This window comes from Bradyrhizobium sp. JR4.3, assembly GCF_040547695.1.
In the GTDB taxonomy this organism is placed as follows: Bacteria; Pseudomonadota; Alphaproteobacteria; order Rhizobiales; family Xanthobacteraceae; genus Bradyrhizobium; species Bradyrhizobium canariense.
Window position 1 is genome coordinate 12,069 of record NZ_JBEPQF010000021.1, and the last position, 13,779, is coordinate 25,847.

Sequence of the window (13,779 nt, forward strand, 5' to 3'; positions counted from 1 at the left end):
CTCCTCACCATGAGGATGAAGGGCCTGCCATGAATTCGAAGCCGTTTCTAGCGATTGCATTTGCGGGCCTCATTCTCTCCGCCTGCTCCGCGCGCTACCAGACGCCGGTGGCGATGGGCGGCGATGATGACGACGCGGTCTGCCAGAGCCGCGGCTATGCGGCCGGCTCGCCTGAATACGTGGCCTGCCGCAAGGACCGCGACGTCCAGCGCAGCGCCGCGACCACCCGCGCCGACCGCCGCCAGCGCGACCTCGGCGAATACATGCTGAACCATCCGGACCGGCCATGATGTAAGCCGTGGCATTATCCTGCCGCGACAGATCTGCAACGCCGCAGCCAAATCGCAATCGCACTTGTCCTGATTTGATCGGCATCAAATCCTTCACCACTGCCTTTCTGCTCTGACGCTGATGTCGCGCAACGAAGCGCGCAAATGGCTGAAGGGGAATGCAATGGACGGAATAATAAGAAACGTGGCGCGGCTCGCGGCGCTAGGTGCGGCGCTGGCGGGGGCTTTTGCCTCGGCACAGGCCGCCGATTTGCCGATCTACAAAAAAGCGCCGCCGCCGGTAGAAGCCTTCAATCCCTGGATGGTACGCTTGCGGGTGCTAGGCGTGTTGCCGGATGCGGGCGGCTCGACCGTCAATGTCGCCGGCGTTCCGTCACTGTCGTCGCCGAATTCGGGCCTCTCGATCAGCGACCAGGTCGTGCCTGAGCTCGACATCAGCTATTTCTTCACCAGGAACATCGCGGCCGAGCTGATCCTGGGCGTAACCCGGCATTCGATCAGCGGCACCGGCTCGCTCGCAAATCTGCCGATCGGCAAGACTACGCTGCTGCCGCCGACGCTGACCCTGCAATATCACTTCGACAATTTCGGCGCATTCAAGCCGTATATCGGTGTCGGCGTGAACTACACAATGTTCTTCAGCAACTCCGCCGCCAATACGCCGGCCGCCATCGCAGGTCCGCCCGCGATCGTCGCCACCACCACGAGCCTGCATGTCAGCAACGCCTTCGGTGGCGCGGTGCAGTTCGGCTTCGATTACATGCTCGATCGGCACTGGGGCCTCAACGTCGACGTCAAGAAGCTCTGGTTGCGGCCGGACTATTCGGCGACGGTCAGTGGTCTGCCGGTTACCGGCACTGCGCATATCGACCCGTGGCTGGTCGGCGGTGGTGTGACGTATAAGTTCTGAAGTTGTTGTTGCCTTAGGGAGGCACACTGTCGCCCTAACGTCGTCCTGGCGAATGCCAGGACCCATACCGCGGAATCTATCGATTGGAGCGCGGTAGGAGAACCGAGCGACGAGTCTTCACCAAATTCCTCCTTGGGGTAATGGGTCCTGGCTTTCGCCAGGACGACGCCGGAGGGTATGCGTTGTCAGTCGTTTTGCAGATGCAAAATAAAAACGCGGCAGGTTTCCCTGCCGCGTTTTTATTGCGTTCACGAATGAGGAGCGGAAGGATTACTCCTCCTCCTGGTCCTGCTTCTTGCCGCCGAGTGTCTTCAGCTTGGCGAACACGGCATCGACGTTGAGATCGTCGCTGGACCTCTCCGCGGGTTCGTACTCGTCCTTCTTGGTGGTTTCGGAAGCCGGCAGCAGGGTGGCGCCGCCATAGGCCGCGTCGATCGGCTTTTCCTTGGCCGCGCGCGCGACCTCGAAATCGAGCTCGATCTGCGAGCAGAGGCCGAGAGTGACGGGATCAATCGGCGTCAGCTGGGACGTGTTCCAGTGGGTGCGATCGCGGACACTGGCGATCGTGCTCTTGGTCGTGCCGACCAGGCGCATGATCTGGGCGTCCTTGAGCTCGGGATGGTTGCGCAGCAGCCAGAGGATGGCGCTCGGGCGTTCGTGGCGGCGCGAGACCGGGGTGTAGCGCGGGCCCTTGCGCTTGGGTTGCGGCGGCAGCACCACCTTACTCTCCTGGAGTCGGAGCCGGTAGTCCGGGTTGTTCTCGCCCTTCTCGATCTCCTCGCGGGTCAGCTGGCCGTTGGAGAGGGGATCCATGCCCTTGATGCCTTGGGCGGCGTCGCCATCGGCGATCGCGCGCACCTCGAGGGGGTGCATTTTGGTGAAATCGGCGACCTGATCGAAGGTCAGCGCGGTGTTGTCGAGCAGCCAGACGGCGGTCGCCTTGGGCATCAGAGGTGCGTTGCTCATGGCAAATCTCCTTTGTGCTTCGCCCACCCCTTTGGAGGCGAAACCGGTGGTCATCAGCGATGACTGGGAATTCGCGCTATATAAGCCCGGAGGGGGTAGCCACGCAATGGTTCTGCTATAGATAGTGCCTTGACAGCGCCCGAAAGGGGGCCCAATTCCCTCTGAAGTCCCTGTAAGACCGTACCCAAGCCCTATTCATTCATCGACCGCTTCCCGCCCATTTGGCGAGGTGATTCGGTCCCGAGATCGCTCAATGTCAGCCAAACCAGACCTCAAGATCGTGCTTTGTTCTCCCCGTGGCTTCTGCGCCGGGGTGGTCCGGGCGATCGACACCGTGGAACGGGCGCTCGATAAATACGGCGCCCCCGTCTATGTTCGCCATGAGATTGTGCATAACAAATACGTCGTCGATGGGTTGAAGAAGAAGGGCGCGATCTTCGTCGAGGAACTCGCCGAGATCCCGGAAAACACCACCGCGCCGGTGGTGTTCTCGGCCCATGGCGTGCCGAAATCGGTTCCGGCCGACGCCACGTCCCGCAATTTGTTCTCGCTGGATGCGACCTGCCCCCTGGTCACCAAGGTCCACCGCGAGGCCGCGATCCATTTCAAGCGCGGCCGCGAGATCTTCCTGATCGGCCATTCCCATCATCCGGAGGTGGTGGGCACGCTCGGCCAGCTCCCGACCGGCGCCGTGACCCTGATCGAGACCGCCGAGGACGCCAAGACCATCGCCCCGAAGGACCCGAACAACCTCGCCTTCGTGACCCAGACCACGCTGTCGATCGACGACACCGCGGAGATCGTGGCGCTTCTGAAGGAGCGCTTCCCGAACATCAACGGGCCGCACAAGGAAGACATCTGCTACGCCACCACGAACCGCCAGCTTGCGGTGAAGAAGGTGGCGCCGGTGGTTGACGCCCTGATCGTGGTCGGTGCGCCGAACTCGTCGAACTCGCAGCGCCTGCGCGAAGTCGCCGAACGCGAGGGTTGCCCGATCGCCGTGCTGGCGCAGCGCGCCACCGAAATCGACTGGAAGCGGTTCGAGAACATCACCAGCCTCGGCATCACCGCTGGCGCCTCGGCACCGGAAGTGATCGTCGAGGAGATCATGGACGCGTTCGCCGAGCGCTTCACGCTGCATGTGGAGACGGTCTCGGCCGCGGAAGAGAACGAGTTCTTCCCGCTGCCGCGTCAGGTGCGCCCCGAAGCCGCCGCCGAGTAGACCTTCATGGCGGTCTACACCGACGTTGCCGCCGACGAGCTTGCGGACTTCCTCAACCAATACGATCTCGGCGAGTTGCTCTCGTACAAGGGCATCGCCGAGGGCGTCGAAAATTCCAACTTCCTGCTGCATACGACCAAGGGATCGTTCATCCTCACGCTCTATGAGAAGCGCGTGGCGAAGAACGATCTGCCGTTCTTCCTCGCGCTGATGACGCATCTGGCCGAGCACGGCGTCAACTGCCCGCTGCCGGTGAAGGGAACGGACGGCGAGGCGTTGCGCGAGCTGTCGGGCCGGCCGGCCGCGATCATCACCTTTCTCGAGGGCGTCTGGCCGCGCAAGCCGAACGCGGCCCATTGCGCCGGCGTCGGCGAGGGGCTCGCCAGGATGCATCTGGCGAGCGCGAATTTCGCGATCAGGCGTGCGAACGCGCTGTCGGTCCCGGGCTGGCGGCCGCTGTTCGATGCCGCGTCACAGCGGGCCGACGAGGTGCAGCCCGGCCTGCGCGCGTTCCTGAGCCACGAGCTCGACTACCTCGAGAGCGGGATCTGGCCGACGCAGCTGCCTGAAGGCGTGATCCACGCCGACCTCTTCAACGACAACGTCTTCTTCCTCGGCGACAAGCTCTCCGGAATCATCGACTTCACTTTCGCCTGCAATGATATGCTGGCTTATGACGTCGCGATCTGTCTCAACGCCTGGTGCTTCGAGCCGGATCATTCCTTCAACGTCACCAAGGCGCGGGCCTTCCTCAACGCCTATGGCCGTGTGCGAAAGCTGTCCGAGGCGGAAGAGGCAGCGCTGCCGCTGCTCGCGCGCGGCGCCGCGATGCGGTTCCTGCTGACGCGGCTGGTCGACTGGCTCAACGTTCCGCCCGGCGCGCTGGTTCGGCCGAAGGATCCGCTGGAATATGTCCGCAAGCTGCGCTTCCACCAGAGCGTTTCCAGCGTGCGCGACTACGGGCTGATGCCGTCGGGGCTGGTGGCGTGAGCGAGCTTCCGATTGTCACGATCTACACCGACGGCGCCTGCTCGGGAAATCCGGGGCCCGGCGGCTGGGGCGCGATCCTGAAGTTCGGCGACAAGGAAAAAGAACTGAACGGTGGTGAGCGCCACACCACCAACAACCAGATGGAATTGATGGCGGCGATCTCCGCGTTGGAAGCGCTGAAGAAGCCGTGCACGGTCGATCTCTATACCGACAGCCAATATGTCCGTCAGGGCATCACCGGCTGGATTCACGGCTGGAAGCGCAACGGCTGGCGCACCGCCGACAAGAAGCCGGTGAAGAATGTCGAGCTATGGCAGCGCCTCGATGCTGCGCTGAAGGCTCATGACGTGCGCTGGCACTGGGTCAAAGGTCACGCAGGGCATCCCGAGAACGAACGCGCCGATCAGCTCGCGCGGGACGGCATCGTGAAGGCGCGGTTGCAGGCGCGGGTGGCGGAGTAGCGCGGATCCGCGCTCCTTCCTCATGTTCCGCCGTCATCGCCCGGCTTGACCGGGCGATCCAGTACGCCGCGGCCTCTCGATTCAACAACAACTGTCTCTGGAATACTGGATGCACCGCTTTCGCGGGGCATGACAGTGTCGTTTGTGGCTGAAAGCGGTGGCCGCTTATGTGGCTGAAAGCGGTGGCCGCTTACAGCTGCCCGAGCAGCGTATCGCCGCCGGACACCTCGACCTTGCCGGGCATCGCCTCGAGGTTCAGCTTCTTGACCACGCCGTCTTCGACCAACATCGAATAGCGCTTGGAGCGGATGCCGAGACCGTTGCCGGAGGCGTCGAGCTCCATGCCGATCGCCTTGGCGAAGTCGGCATTGCCGTCGGCGAGGAAGATGGCCTCGTCGCGCTGGTCGGTGTCGCGCTTCCACGCGTTCATGACGAAGGCGTCGTTGACGGAGACGATGGCGATGGTGTCGACGCCCTTGTCCTTCATGGCGTAGGCGTTGAGGAAGATGCTCGGCAGATGCATCTTGTGGCAGGTGCCGGTATAGGCGCCGGGCACCGCGAACAGCGCCACTTTCTTGCCCTTGAAGATGTCGTCGGTGGTCTTCACCTGCGGGCCTTCGGCCGTCATCACGCGGAATTTCGCCTCGGGCAGCTTGTCGCCAGTCTGGATCGCCATCGTCAGTCTCCCTGAAAATCGGTCCCGCTTTTTAGACCGTGCGGCGGCGCTGCACAATGTTGCCGGTAGGGCAGGCGGTGAGGGCGGGACCCTTCACCATTATGTCATCAGCCGGCGAACCCGCCGCCGTCGAGGAAGGCCTGCTCGTCCGGGGTGGTGTCGCGGCCGAGCAGGCGGTTGCGGTGGGGGAAGCGGCCAAACCGCCGGATGATGTCGGCGTGCTCACGCGCGTATTTCAGGTTTTCGGCATTCTCGGTGTTTTGAAACAGCGCGACGCAGTGCAATTGGTCGGGCAGGTGCTCGGAATGCATGAAGGGCAAATAGAGGAATTCGAGCAGGACCGGATCGATCCTTTGATCTGCACCCCGCGCAATGGCGCGGCGGGCGACGTCGCGCGCGAGCGCGTCGCTGGCAAAGGCCTGCGCCTTGCCCCGGAACATGTTGCGCGGAAACTGGTCGAGCACGATGACGAGCGCGAGTGCGCCCTCGTCGGTCTCCTCCCACGACGAGAGCTCGCCGGCGACCGCCTTCTGCCACAGCGCGAGAAAGCGGCGCCTGACCTCCGCGTCGAATGCGTCGTCGCGCTCGTACCAGGCATCGCGGCCGGCCTCGCGCCAGAAGGCGAGGATGCCGGCCGGACTGATGATGCTGTCGTCGGTCATGAACGAAAGAGGCGCTTACGCCGCCTCCGCCTTCTTCTCGTCGCGCAGCTGCCGGCGCAGGATCTTGCCGACATTGGTCTTCGGCAGGTCGGTGCGGAATTCGATGTGCTTGGGCACCTTGTAGCCCGTCAACTGCTCCTGGCAGAATTTGACCAAGGCCTCCGCCGTGAGGTTCGGGTCCTTCTTGACCACGAACGCCTTCACCGCCTCTCCCGACTTGGAATCGGGAATGCCGATGACGGCGCATTCGAGCACCCCCGGGTTGCTCGCGATCACTTCCTCGATCTCGTTCGGATAGACGTTGAAGCCGGAGACCAGGATCATGTCCTTCTTGCGGTCGACGATCTTGGTGTAACCTTTCTCGTCCATGATGCCGATGTCGCCGGTGCGGAAATAGCCGTCTGCGGTCATCACCTTGGCGGTCTCCTCCGGCCTGTTCCAATAGCCCGACATCACCTGCGGACCCTTGGCGCAGATCTCGCCGGGCTGGCCGAGCGGCATCTCGTTGCCGTCGTCGTCGCGGATCGAGATCCAGGTCGAGGGCACGGGGATGCCGATGGTGCCGTTGAACTCGGGATCGGTCGTGGTGTTGCAGGTCAGCGTCGGAGACGTCTCCGACAGGCCGTAGCCTTCGGCGATGGAGCAGCCCGTGATCGCCTTCCACTGCTCGGCGACGGGGCGCTGCACCGCCATGCCGCCACCATTCGAGATCTTCAGCTTGGAGAAATCGAGCTTCTTGAAGTCGGGATGATGCATCAGGCCGTTGTAGAGCGTGTTCACGGCCGGGAAGTTGTTGACCTGGTACTTCGCCAATTCCTTGATGAAGCCCGGGATGTCCCGCGGGTTGGGGATCAGGAGATTGCAGCCGCCGGCGCGCACCGCGAGCAGGTAGCAGGCCGTCAGCGCGAAGATGTGATAGAGCGGCAGCGCGCAGACGACCATGAGTTGATCGACATGCGGCGGCGCGGCCATCGCCGGCTGCAGCCAGGCGTCGTTCTGCAGGACGTTGGCGACGATGTTACGATGAAGCAAGGTGGCACCCTTGGACACGCCGGTGGTGCCGCCGGTATATTGCAGGAAGGCGACGTCGCCGGGCGACAGCTTCGGCTTGTTGAATGCCAGAGAGCGGCCGGCGGAGATCGCGTCGTTGAAGGACACCGCGCCTGGCAGCGACCAGGCCGGCACCATCTTCTTGACGCGGCGGACGACCAGATTGACGATCACGCCCTTGAAGCCGAGCAGGTCGCCCATGCTGCCGACGATGACGTGCTTGACTTGCGTCTTCGCGATCACCTGCTCGACGGTGTGGGCGAAATTCTCCAGCACGATGATGGCTTCGGCGCCGGAATCCTTGAGCTGGTGCTCGAGCTCGCGCGGCGTGTAGAGCGGATTGACATTGACTACCGCGAAACCGGCGCGCAGCACGGCTGCGGTCGCGACGGGATATTGCAGCACGTTCGGCATCATGATCGCGACGCGGGCACCGCGTTGCAGGCCTCGCCCTTGCAGGTAGGACGCCATCGCCAGCGACATCTGGTCGAGGTCGCGATAGCTGATCGACTTGTCCATGCAGATGAACGCCTTGCGGTCGGCGAACTTGGCGAAGCTCTCCTCCAGGAGGTCGACCAGCGATGAATATTGCGTCGGCTCGATATCGGCGGGGACGCCGGGCGGATATTGCTTAAGCCAGATGCGCTCCATGGAAACTCCCCTCATTGACCAGAGCCCGTTGTGTCTCGGGCTTGCCTCATTGCCGTCAGTATCGAGCCTGCCGGAACGGGTGGCAAGCGGTCGAGGCTTAGGATAAACGCCAGGGAGTGGCTACCGGAATCCTCGCAAACGGCGCTGCCGCAAGTGCGAAGTGCGGCGCGGTCTCGTCTCGCGTCGGCCGTTAACTGTTGTTGGCCGGCTTGGCGGGCTTGGTCGCGGCCTTGGGCTTGGCGGGCTTGGTTGCCTCGCCGCTCACCGCAGGCTTTGCCACCGCATCGGGCTTGGCTGCGGCATGCTTGGTGCCGGCCGGCTTGACTGCGGACTTGCCGTCGGCCGGCTTGGCGGCCGCCACCGGCTTGGCATCGGGCTTCGCCGCCGCCGTCTTGGCATCCTTCGGCTTGTCTGCTGGCTTGTCTGCCGCGTCGGGCTTTTTGGCGACGCGCGACTTCTTGCCACGCGGCTTTGGCGTGGCCTGCTGGTCGGCATCGGCCGCGACCGCCGCGATCAGGGCGGTCCCGGTGCGGGTCGGACCGGTATACACCAGCACGGGCTCGGCCGCCGCCGGGGCCGAGGCCATCAGCTCGGAGGCCTTCATCAGGGGCGGCTGAAGCCCGGCCGTGAAGAAGGTGACCTGGGCTTCGCCGCCCGTGGCCGAGGCGGACCCGGACGTGCCGCCATTGGTCGCGATCAGCGCGTCGTCATCGTCGCTGGCCGGCCGCTTGCGATGGCCGCCGCACATGTCGTCACGCAGGTTCGGCGGCGAGGCGTCGACCGGCACCAGCTTGTCGACCGTGCCGAGCGAGGGCCGGAGCCAGGTGAGATTGTCTTGCGAGAAGCCGCGCTCCAGCAGCTGCGCTGCTTTCACCGCGCGCGCGGTCCCGGAGTTGGCGCCCAGCACGACGGCGATCAGCCGGCGGCCGTTGCGGGTGGCCGATGCGACGAGGTTGTAGCCGGAGGCGCAGATGAAGCCGGTCTTGAAACCGTCGGCGCCGGGATAGCGGCCGATCAGCTTGTTGAAATTGCCGGTGACACGCTTGCCGAAGCGGATAGCCGGAATGTGCACGAAATACTCGTACTCGGGCAGGTCGCGCAGGAACGAGCGCGCGAGAATGCCGAGATCCCGCGCGGAGGTGATCTGTCCGTCGGCGGGCAGGCCGTTCGGATTGACGTAGCTTGTCTGCGTCATGCCGAGCTTCTGCGCGGTGTCGTTCATCAGCGCCGAGAAGCCGTCGATCGAACCGCCGACGCCTTCGGCGAGCACGACGGCCATGTCATTCGCCGATTTCACCATCATCATCTTGAGTGCGTTGTCGACGGTAAGCTGCGTTCCCGGTCGAAACCCCATCTTCGAGGGCGACTGCGAGGCTGCCGTCGGCGACACCGTGAGCAGTGTGTCGAGTGTGAGCTTGCCGTCCTTGACCGCCTTCAGCGTCACATAGGCGGTCATGATCTTGGTGACGGAAGCCGGATACCAGGGAATGGTCGCGTTTTCCGCCTGCAGCACCTTGCCGCTATCGGCCTCGATCAGGAGCAGCGCTTCGGCGCTCGCCGCGCGCGGCACGAGCAATGCGCCGCATGCGAGTGCCGCGGCGAGCAGGTTGAACAAGGATTGACGAAGCAGCGGGCGAAGAGCGTGCACTATCCGATTCCGGTCCTTGGAGACCCGCCGGTTCCGGTCGGCTCTCGTGATCTGATGTTCGGTTCTGAAATCCAGCGCCGCCGCTTGCGGCGCCGCAAACCTATACCGGCTGGTGCGTCGGGAATAGGGGCATCAGCGGGGTATTCCGCAATGAAATGGGCCGAATTTCGACGATACGATGGGGACTTGCCAAGGCTTGCTAAGGCGATTTGGCGGCAGTCGCAGCAGCCTCAGCCGCTGTCACGCTGGCCCGTGCGTTCTCCTGAACCATGAACTGGGCCCTGGCGAGGTCGGCGAAATGGCCGCCTTTGGCCACGAGTTCATCAAAAGTTCCGCTTTCGATCACACGCCCGTTCTCGAATACCAGGATGCGCGTGGCATTGCGGATGGTGGAGAGACGGTGGGCGATCACGAAGGTGGTGCGGCCCTTCATCACTTCGTCGAGAGCGGTATTTACCTTCGCCTCGGTGACGGCGTCGAGTGCGCTGGTCGCCTCGTCCAGGATCAGGATCGGCGGATCCTTCAGCAGTGCACGGGCGATCGACAGCCGCTGGCGCTCGCCGCCGGACAGCATGCGGCCGCGCTCGCCGGCATTGGTCTCGAAGCCGCCGCTGCGCTCGATGAATTCGAGCGCCTGCGCACGCTCCGCCGCCTTGCGCATCTCGGCCTCGGTAGCATCAGGCTTGCCGACGCGCAAATTCTCCGCGATCGAGCGGTTGAACAGCAGCGCCTCCTGAAAGACCACGCCGATGTTCCGCCGCAGCGATGTCAGCGTCACCCCGCGCACGTCCATGCCGTCGATCCTGATGAAGCCGGACTGCGGATCGAAGGCGCGATGCAACAGCGCAATCGCGGTGGATTTTCCGGCGCCGGTCGCGCCGACCAGCGCGATGGTCTGGCCGGGAAGCGCGGTGAAGGAGAGATCCTCGACCGCCGGCCGCTTGCCGTCATAGGAGAAGGTGACGTCGTTGAATTCGACGAGGCCGGAGAGCCGACCCGCATCGATCGCGTCGTGCCGGTCGTGCACCGCAGGCACCGCATCGAGCACGTTGAAGAACTCGCGCAGGCGCGGGGCTTCCATGAACACGTTGTTGATGAAGCTCACGACCTGCTCCAGCTTCTGGATCAGAAGCGTCGCGAAGCTCACGAACATCACGATCTCGCCGACCGAGGTCAGCCCCTGGTCGTGCAGCGCGATGCCGAAAGCGAAGATCGCGAGCACCGTGATCGTGGTGGAGGCGCGCGTGATGACGGTGACGAGCGCCCACCACGACAGCACCGGCATCTGGGCTGCAAGCAATTGGTCGGCAACGGAGCGCAAACCCTGTACCTCGGATTCGACGCGGACGAAGCTCTGCACCAGCGCGACATTGCCGAGCGCATCCGAAGCGCGTGCGGAGAGCTCGCTGTATTGCTCTTCGACGTCCATCTGCATGCCGAATGTCTTGCGCACCACGAAGGTGGTCAGCGCGGTGAAGACGATGCAGAGCACGAACAGCAGGATTGCAAGCCGCCAGTTGAGGTAGAGCGACAGCGGCAGCAGCACCACGACTGAGAGGATCGCAGCAAAATGCTCGCGGAAGAAGCCCAGCCACAGCCGCCACAGCGCATCGGTGCCGTTGAGCATGACCTTCATCAGCCGGCCCGAATGGGTGCCGGAGTGGAAGGTCAGCGGCAGTTGCAGGATGTGCTCGAAATAATCCGTCAGGACCGCTTGCCGCTGCCGGTGGGAGAGCCGGTCGGCCTGCAACGCCACGAGCGCGCTGCAGGCGATGGTGAACAGCCCGAACGCGACCCATGCAACCAGGAACGGCCAGGCCGAGTTGGAGCCTGCGACCGTTTTGCCGGAGAGCACGTCGACGATCCGGCCGAACAGCACCGGCTCGGCGAATTGCGAGCCCGCAAGCAGGAGATTGACGATCGCGAGCATCCAGCCCAGCCGTGCCTCCTTGCCGAGCAGCTCGAGAACGCGGGTGTAGAGGCGGAGAATGGGCATGGGCGAGGAGCTCGGGCGGCTGGAACGGAGTGAGCCGATACTCTAATCAGGGATCGGCTGCGAGATATAGCGGAAGCTGTCGGTTTTGCTCAGTTGATCAACCGCCCTGCGAGCGGCGGCAGGAAGCCGCCGTCGAAGATGTCGCCCGCCGCCGGCCGTTTGCGGAATTTGAAATCCTGCCCGATCTGGTCGATCGCGCGATCCATGCGCGCCGGGTCGATGTCGCCGAGGCCGTTGCGACGGACCTCGTCGGTCAGGATGTTGTCGACGAGGACGGTGCGCAGGCGCTCCAGCTCAAGATCGCGGTCGCCGTCCTCAATGCGGCTCGCGGCTTCGTCCGCCGCGCGCGCCGGGTCCTTGACGGTCGCGTTGATGCCGGCGATCAATGCGCGAACGAATCCCTTCACGCTGTCCGGCCTGGACGCGGCGAAAGCCGGGTTGACCACGACGGCAAAGCCATAGGCCTCGCAACCATAATCGGCATAGCGAAGCGCGACGAGATCGCCGCCTGGCACGCCGCGGTCGCGCAGGTTCACTGCCGAGAGATAGCTGAAGCCGGCGACGGCATCGACCTGTCCCGCGGAGAGGATCGGCTCGCGCACCGCGGCGCTGATCTTGTGGAATTTTACGTGAGCCGTGTCGATGCCGTTCTGCTGCGCCAGCGCCGGCCACAGCCGCATCGACAGATCGCTATCCGCGACGCCGACGGTCTTGCCGTCCAGGTCGGGCAGGAGGTGGATGCCGCGGCTCCTGCGGGCGACGATCGCGTAGGGTGCGCGGTTGAACAGCACGAACACCGCCTTGACCGGTGTCGCATCCTTGTCGCGGAAGCGGATCAGCTCGTTGATGTCGACGAGCCCGAGCTCGCTGTCGCCCTTGGCGACGCGCGCAAGCGCCTCCGGCGATCCAGCCGCGCTGCTGAAGGAGACGTTGAGACGTTCGGCGCTAAAGCTGCCGTCTTTTGCGGCAAGAAAAAGCGGCGCCATGCTCGCATCGATCGGGCGGTCGAAGGTGAAATGGATCGCAATGGAGGGCACGACGGTCTCGGCCGCGGTAGCATCGCGCGCAGTCAGCGCCGCAAGCAAGATTGCAAGGGCCGGCAGGTAGCGAATGGCAATGGTCCTGAATCCGAACATCAGTTGCGCCGGTCCTGCATTGTGGTTCGTGACGCTCGCAGCGCCGGCGGGCGTCGCAGTCTGTTTGCGTCAACATGAACGGCGGATGAGCGGCGGTTGCGTCACGATCACGCAACCCCGTTCAGCTTGTGTTGGGGTTGGGGAACCCAACATGGGATGCGGGTGTTTGAGAGACACGAGCCTGTCATCAGGCACCATTCGAGGTCCCAAGGAGGGTCCAGGACATGTTTGACAGATTTTCAGGATTTGCCGGCCGTAAGGCCGTTCTCGCTACCGCCGCGGTGCTGGCGCTGACCGCAATGACCCCGACCGCTTCATACGCGGGCGGCCGCCATTGGCATGGTGGCGGCGGCGCGGCCTTTGCCGGCGCGGCCATTGCCGGTGCTATCGGCACCGGCCTCGCAATCGCCGCGACCCGCAATGCCTACGCCTATGACGACGGCCCTTATTATGGCGGTCCCGCCTATTACAGCGGCCCTGCCTATTACGGTGATGGCCCGTATTACGGACCCGGCCCGAACTACCAGTATCAGCGCTACGGCGGCACCGCTCCGTCGGAGCTTTGCGGCCAAGGCTACCACACCAACTGCTACTAGGTTTGGCCGCAAAAGGTTGACCACAAACGGGCCGTCGTGCTTGCCGCGGCGGCCCATTTTGGGCTTTTACTATCGCGCGTTAACGCGCTCGCCATGGGTTTAGAGTAGTTTCGAGTACCATGAGTGATTCGCTTGAGCGGCTATATCTGGCTGTGCTCGCGGCCAGGGACCTTGATCCGGCAACATCGCGCACCGCGCGGCTGTTTCAGCGCGGCCCGTCAAAAATGGCGAAGAAGCTGGCTGAAGAGGCTATCGAGGTCGTCATCGACGCGGTCAACGGCGATAGCGAAGCCGTGATCCGGGAAAGCGCCGATCTACTCTACAATCTGACCGTGCTCTGGGCCTCGGCCGGCGTGCGCCCCGAGGACGTCTGGCGCGAGATGACGCGGCGTGAAGACATGCTCGGCATCGCCGAGAAGCTGCCGAAGTCGGCGATGAAGCTGCCCAAAGTTGCGTCACCGCGGGTCGCCGCCAGGCGGCCTATCGTCGCGCTCGAAGGCCGCGCCGCGCGCAAGCGCCACTAAT

Annotated in this window: 14 protein-coding genes; 7 read left to right on the plus strand and 7 right to left on the minus strand. The window is 64.0% G+C overall.

Features of this window, described 5'->3' with window-relative positions; all coding sequences use genetic code 11:
- Positions 1-29 precede the first annotated feature (29 nt).
- Both ABIB91_RS27755 and ABIB91_RS27760 read left to right on the plus strand, forming a co-directional pair.
- Positions 30-290, plus strand: coding sequence for a hypothetical protein (locus tag ABIB91_RS27755; protein WP_007597509.1), 261 nt, complete (start codon positions 30-32; stop codon positions 288-290).
- Positions 291-453: 163 nt separating this feature from the next.
- A complete protein-coding gene (locus tag ABIB91_RS27760) occupies positions 454-1,200 on the plus strand; it encodes an OmpW/AlkL family protein (protein WP_354169250.1) in 747 nt (248 codons plus the stop codon).
- Positions 1,201-1,470: 270 nt separating this feature from the next.
- On the opposite strand, the gene ABIB91_RS27765 is transcribed toward ABIB91_RS27760, so the two are convergent.
- The gene (locus tag ABIB91_RS27765) at positions 1,471-2,166 is read right to left on the minus strand and encodes a DUF1013 domain-containing protein (protein WP_007597507.1); all 696 of its coding nucleotides are present in this window, start codon (positions 2,164-2,166) and stop codon (positions 1,471-1,473) included.
- Between the two features lie 253 nt (positions 2,167-2,419).
- Here ABIB91_RS27765 and ispH point away from each other — a divergent pair, with 253 nt between their 5' ends.
- From ispH to rnhA, 3 genes are read left to right on the plus strand one after another with little or no spacing between them, the layout of a single operon-like run.
- Positions 2,420-3,388, plus strand: a complete 969-nt coding sequence (gene ispH / locus ABIB91_RS27770) for a 4-hydroxy-3-methylbut-2-enyl diphosphate reductase (RefSeq protein WP_007597506.1) — start codon at positions 2,420-2,422, stop codon at positions 3,386-3,388.
- 6 nt (positions 3,389-3,394) lie between these two features.
- Positions 3,395-4,378 carry a homoserine kinase gene (locus tag ABIB91_RS27775; protein ID WP_007597504.1) on the plus strand — a complete coding sequence of 328 codons (984 nt, stop codon included), beginning with the start codon at positions 3,395-3,397 and terminating at the stop codon, positions 4,376-4,378.
- Positions 4,375-4,839: a ribonuclease HI gene (gene rnhA / locus ABIB91_RS27780; protein WP_007597503.1), complete on the plus strand. Its 465-nt coding sequence runs from the start codon at positions 4,375-4,377 to the stop codon at positions 4,837-4,839. The genes ABIB91_RS27775 and rnhA overlap by 4 nt, the downstream gene beginning before the upstream one ends.
- Before the next feature lie 190 nt (positions 4,840-5,029).
- On the opposite strand, the gene ABIB91_RS27785 is transcribed toward rnhA, so the two are convergent.
- From ABIB91_RS27785 to ABIB91_RS27810, 6 genes are all read right to left on the minus strand, one after another.
- The gene (locus tag ABIB91_RS27785; RefSeq protein ID WP_007597501.1) at positions 5,030-5,515 is read right to left on the minus strand and encodes a peroxiredoxin; all 486 of its coding nucleotides are present in this window, start codon (positions 5,513-5,515) and stop codon (positions 5,030-5,032) included.
- Positions 5,516-5,622: 107 nt separating this feature from the next.
- Complete coding sequence (locus ABIB91_RS27790) at positions 5,623-6,177, minus strand: DUF924 family protein (RefSeq protein WP_354169247.1); 555 nt, start codon at positions 6,175-6,177, stop codon at positions 5,623-5,625.
- Between the two features lie 15 nt (positions 6,178-6,192).
- Positions 6,193-7,878 carry a long-chain fatty acid--CoA ligase gene (locus ABIB91_RS27795; RefSeq protein WP_219680612.1) on the minus strand — a complete coding sequence of 562 codons (1,686 nt, stop codon included), beginning with the start codon at positions 7,876-7,878 and terminating at the stop codon, positions 6,193-6,195.
- A 190-nt stretch (positions 7,879-8,068) separates the two neighbouring features.
- Positions 8,069-9,526, minus strand: coding sequence for a D-alanyl-D-alanine carboxypeptidase family protein (locus tag ABIB91_RS27800; protein ID WP_354126867.1), 1,458 nt, complete (start codon positions 9,524-9,526; stop codon positions 8,069-8,071).
- Between the two features lie 199 nt (positions 9,527-9,725).
- A complete protein-coding gene (locus ABIB91_RS27805) occupies positions 9,726-11,522 on the minus strand; it encodes a glucan ABC transporter ATP-binding protein/ permease (RefSeq protein WP_354169244.1) in 1,797 nt (598 codons plus the stop codon).
- An 89-nt stretch (positions 11,523-11,611) separates the two neighbouring features.
- Complete coding sequence (locus ABIB91_RS27810) at positions 11,612-12,658, minus strand: ABC transporter substrate-binding protein (protein WP_354169242.1); 1,047 nt, start codon at positions 12,656-12,658, stop codon at positions 11,612-11,614.
- A gap of 224 nt (positions 12,659-12,882) precedes the next feature.
- Here ABIB91_RS27810 and ABIB91_RS27815 point away from each other — a divergent pair, with 224 nt between their 5' ends.
- Together ABIB91_RS27815 and hisE are read left to right on the plus strand one after the other, a co-directional pair.
- The gene (locus tag ABIB91_RS27815) at positions 12,883-13,254 is read left to right on the plus strand and encodes a hypothetical protein (protein WP_354169240.1); all 372 of its coding nucleotides are present in this window, start codon (positions 12,883-12,885) and stop codon (positions 13,252-13,254) included.
- 119 nt (positions 13,255-13,373) lie between these two features.
- Positions 13,374-13,778, plus strand: coding sequence for a phosphoribosyl-ATP diphosphatase (gene hisE, locus ABIB91_RS27820; RefSeq protein WP_354169238.1), 405 nt, complete (start codon positions 13,374-13,376; stop codon positions 13,776-13,778).
- Position 13,779 lies beyond the last annotated feature (1 nt).

Excerpts from the sequence above, each read along its gene's own strand:
- ABIB91_RS27755 (WP_007597509.1), top strand. The coding sequence starts at position 30 with ATGAATTCGAAGCCGTTTCTAGCGATTGCATTTGCGGGCCTCATTCTC.
- ABIB91_RS27760 (WP_354169250.1), top strand. The coding sequence starts at position 454 with ATGGACGGAATAATAAGAAACGTGGCGCGGCTCGCGGCGCTAGGTGCG.
- ABIB91_RS27765 (WP_007597507.1), bottom strand. The coding sequence starts at position 2,166 with ATGAGCAACGCACCTCTGATGCCCAAGGCGACCGCCGTCTGGCTGCTC.
- ispH (WP_007597506.1), top strand. The coding sequence starts at position 2,420 with ATGTCAGCCAAACCAGACCTCAAGATCGTGCTTTGTTCTCCCCGTGGC.
- ABIB91_RS27775 (WP_007597504.1), top strand. The coding sequence starts at position 3,395 with ATGGCGGTCTACACCGACGTTGCCGCCGACGAGCTTGCGGACTTCCTC.
- ABIB91_RS27785 (WP_007597501.1), bottom strand. The coding sequence starts at position 5,515 with ATGGCGATCCAGACTGGCGACAAGCTGCCCGAGGCGAAATTCCGCGTG.
- ABIB91_RS27790 (WP_354169247.1), bottom strand. The coding sequence starts at position 6,177 with ATGACCGACGACAGCATCATCAGTCCGGCCGGCATCCTCGCCTTCTGG.
- ABIB91_RS27795 (WP_219680612.1), bottom strand. The coding sequence starts at position 7,878 with ATGGAGCGCATCTGGCTTAAGCAATATCCGCCCGGCGTCCCCGCCGAT.
- ABIB91_RS27805 (WP_354169244.1), bottom strand. The coding sequence starts at position 11,522 with ATGCCCATTCTCCGCCTCTACACCCGCGTTCTCGAGCTGCTCGGCAAG.
- ABIB91_RS27810 (WP_354169242.1), bottom strand. The coding sequence starts at position 12,658 with ATGTTCGGATTCAGGACCATTGCCATTCGCTACCTGCCGGCCCTTGCA.
- ABIB91_RS27815 (WP_354169240.1), top strand. The coding sequence starts at position 12,883 with ATGTTTGACAGATTTTCAGGATTTGCCGGCCGTAAGGCCGTTCTCGCT.
- hisE (WP_354169238.1), top strand. The coding sequence starts at position 13,374 with ATGAGTGATTCGCTTGAGCGGCTATATCTGGCTGTGCTCGCGGCCAGG.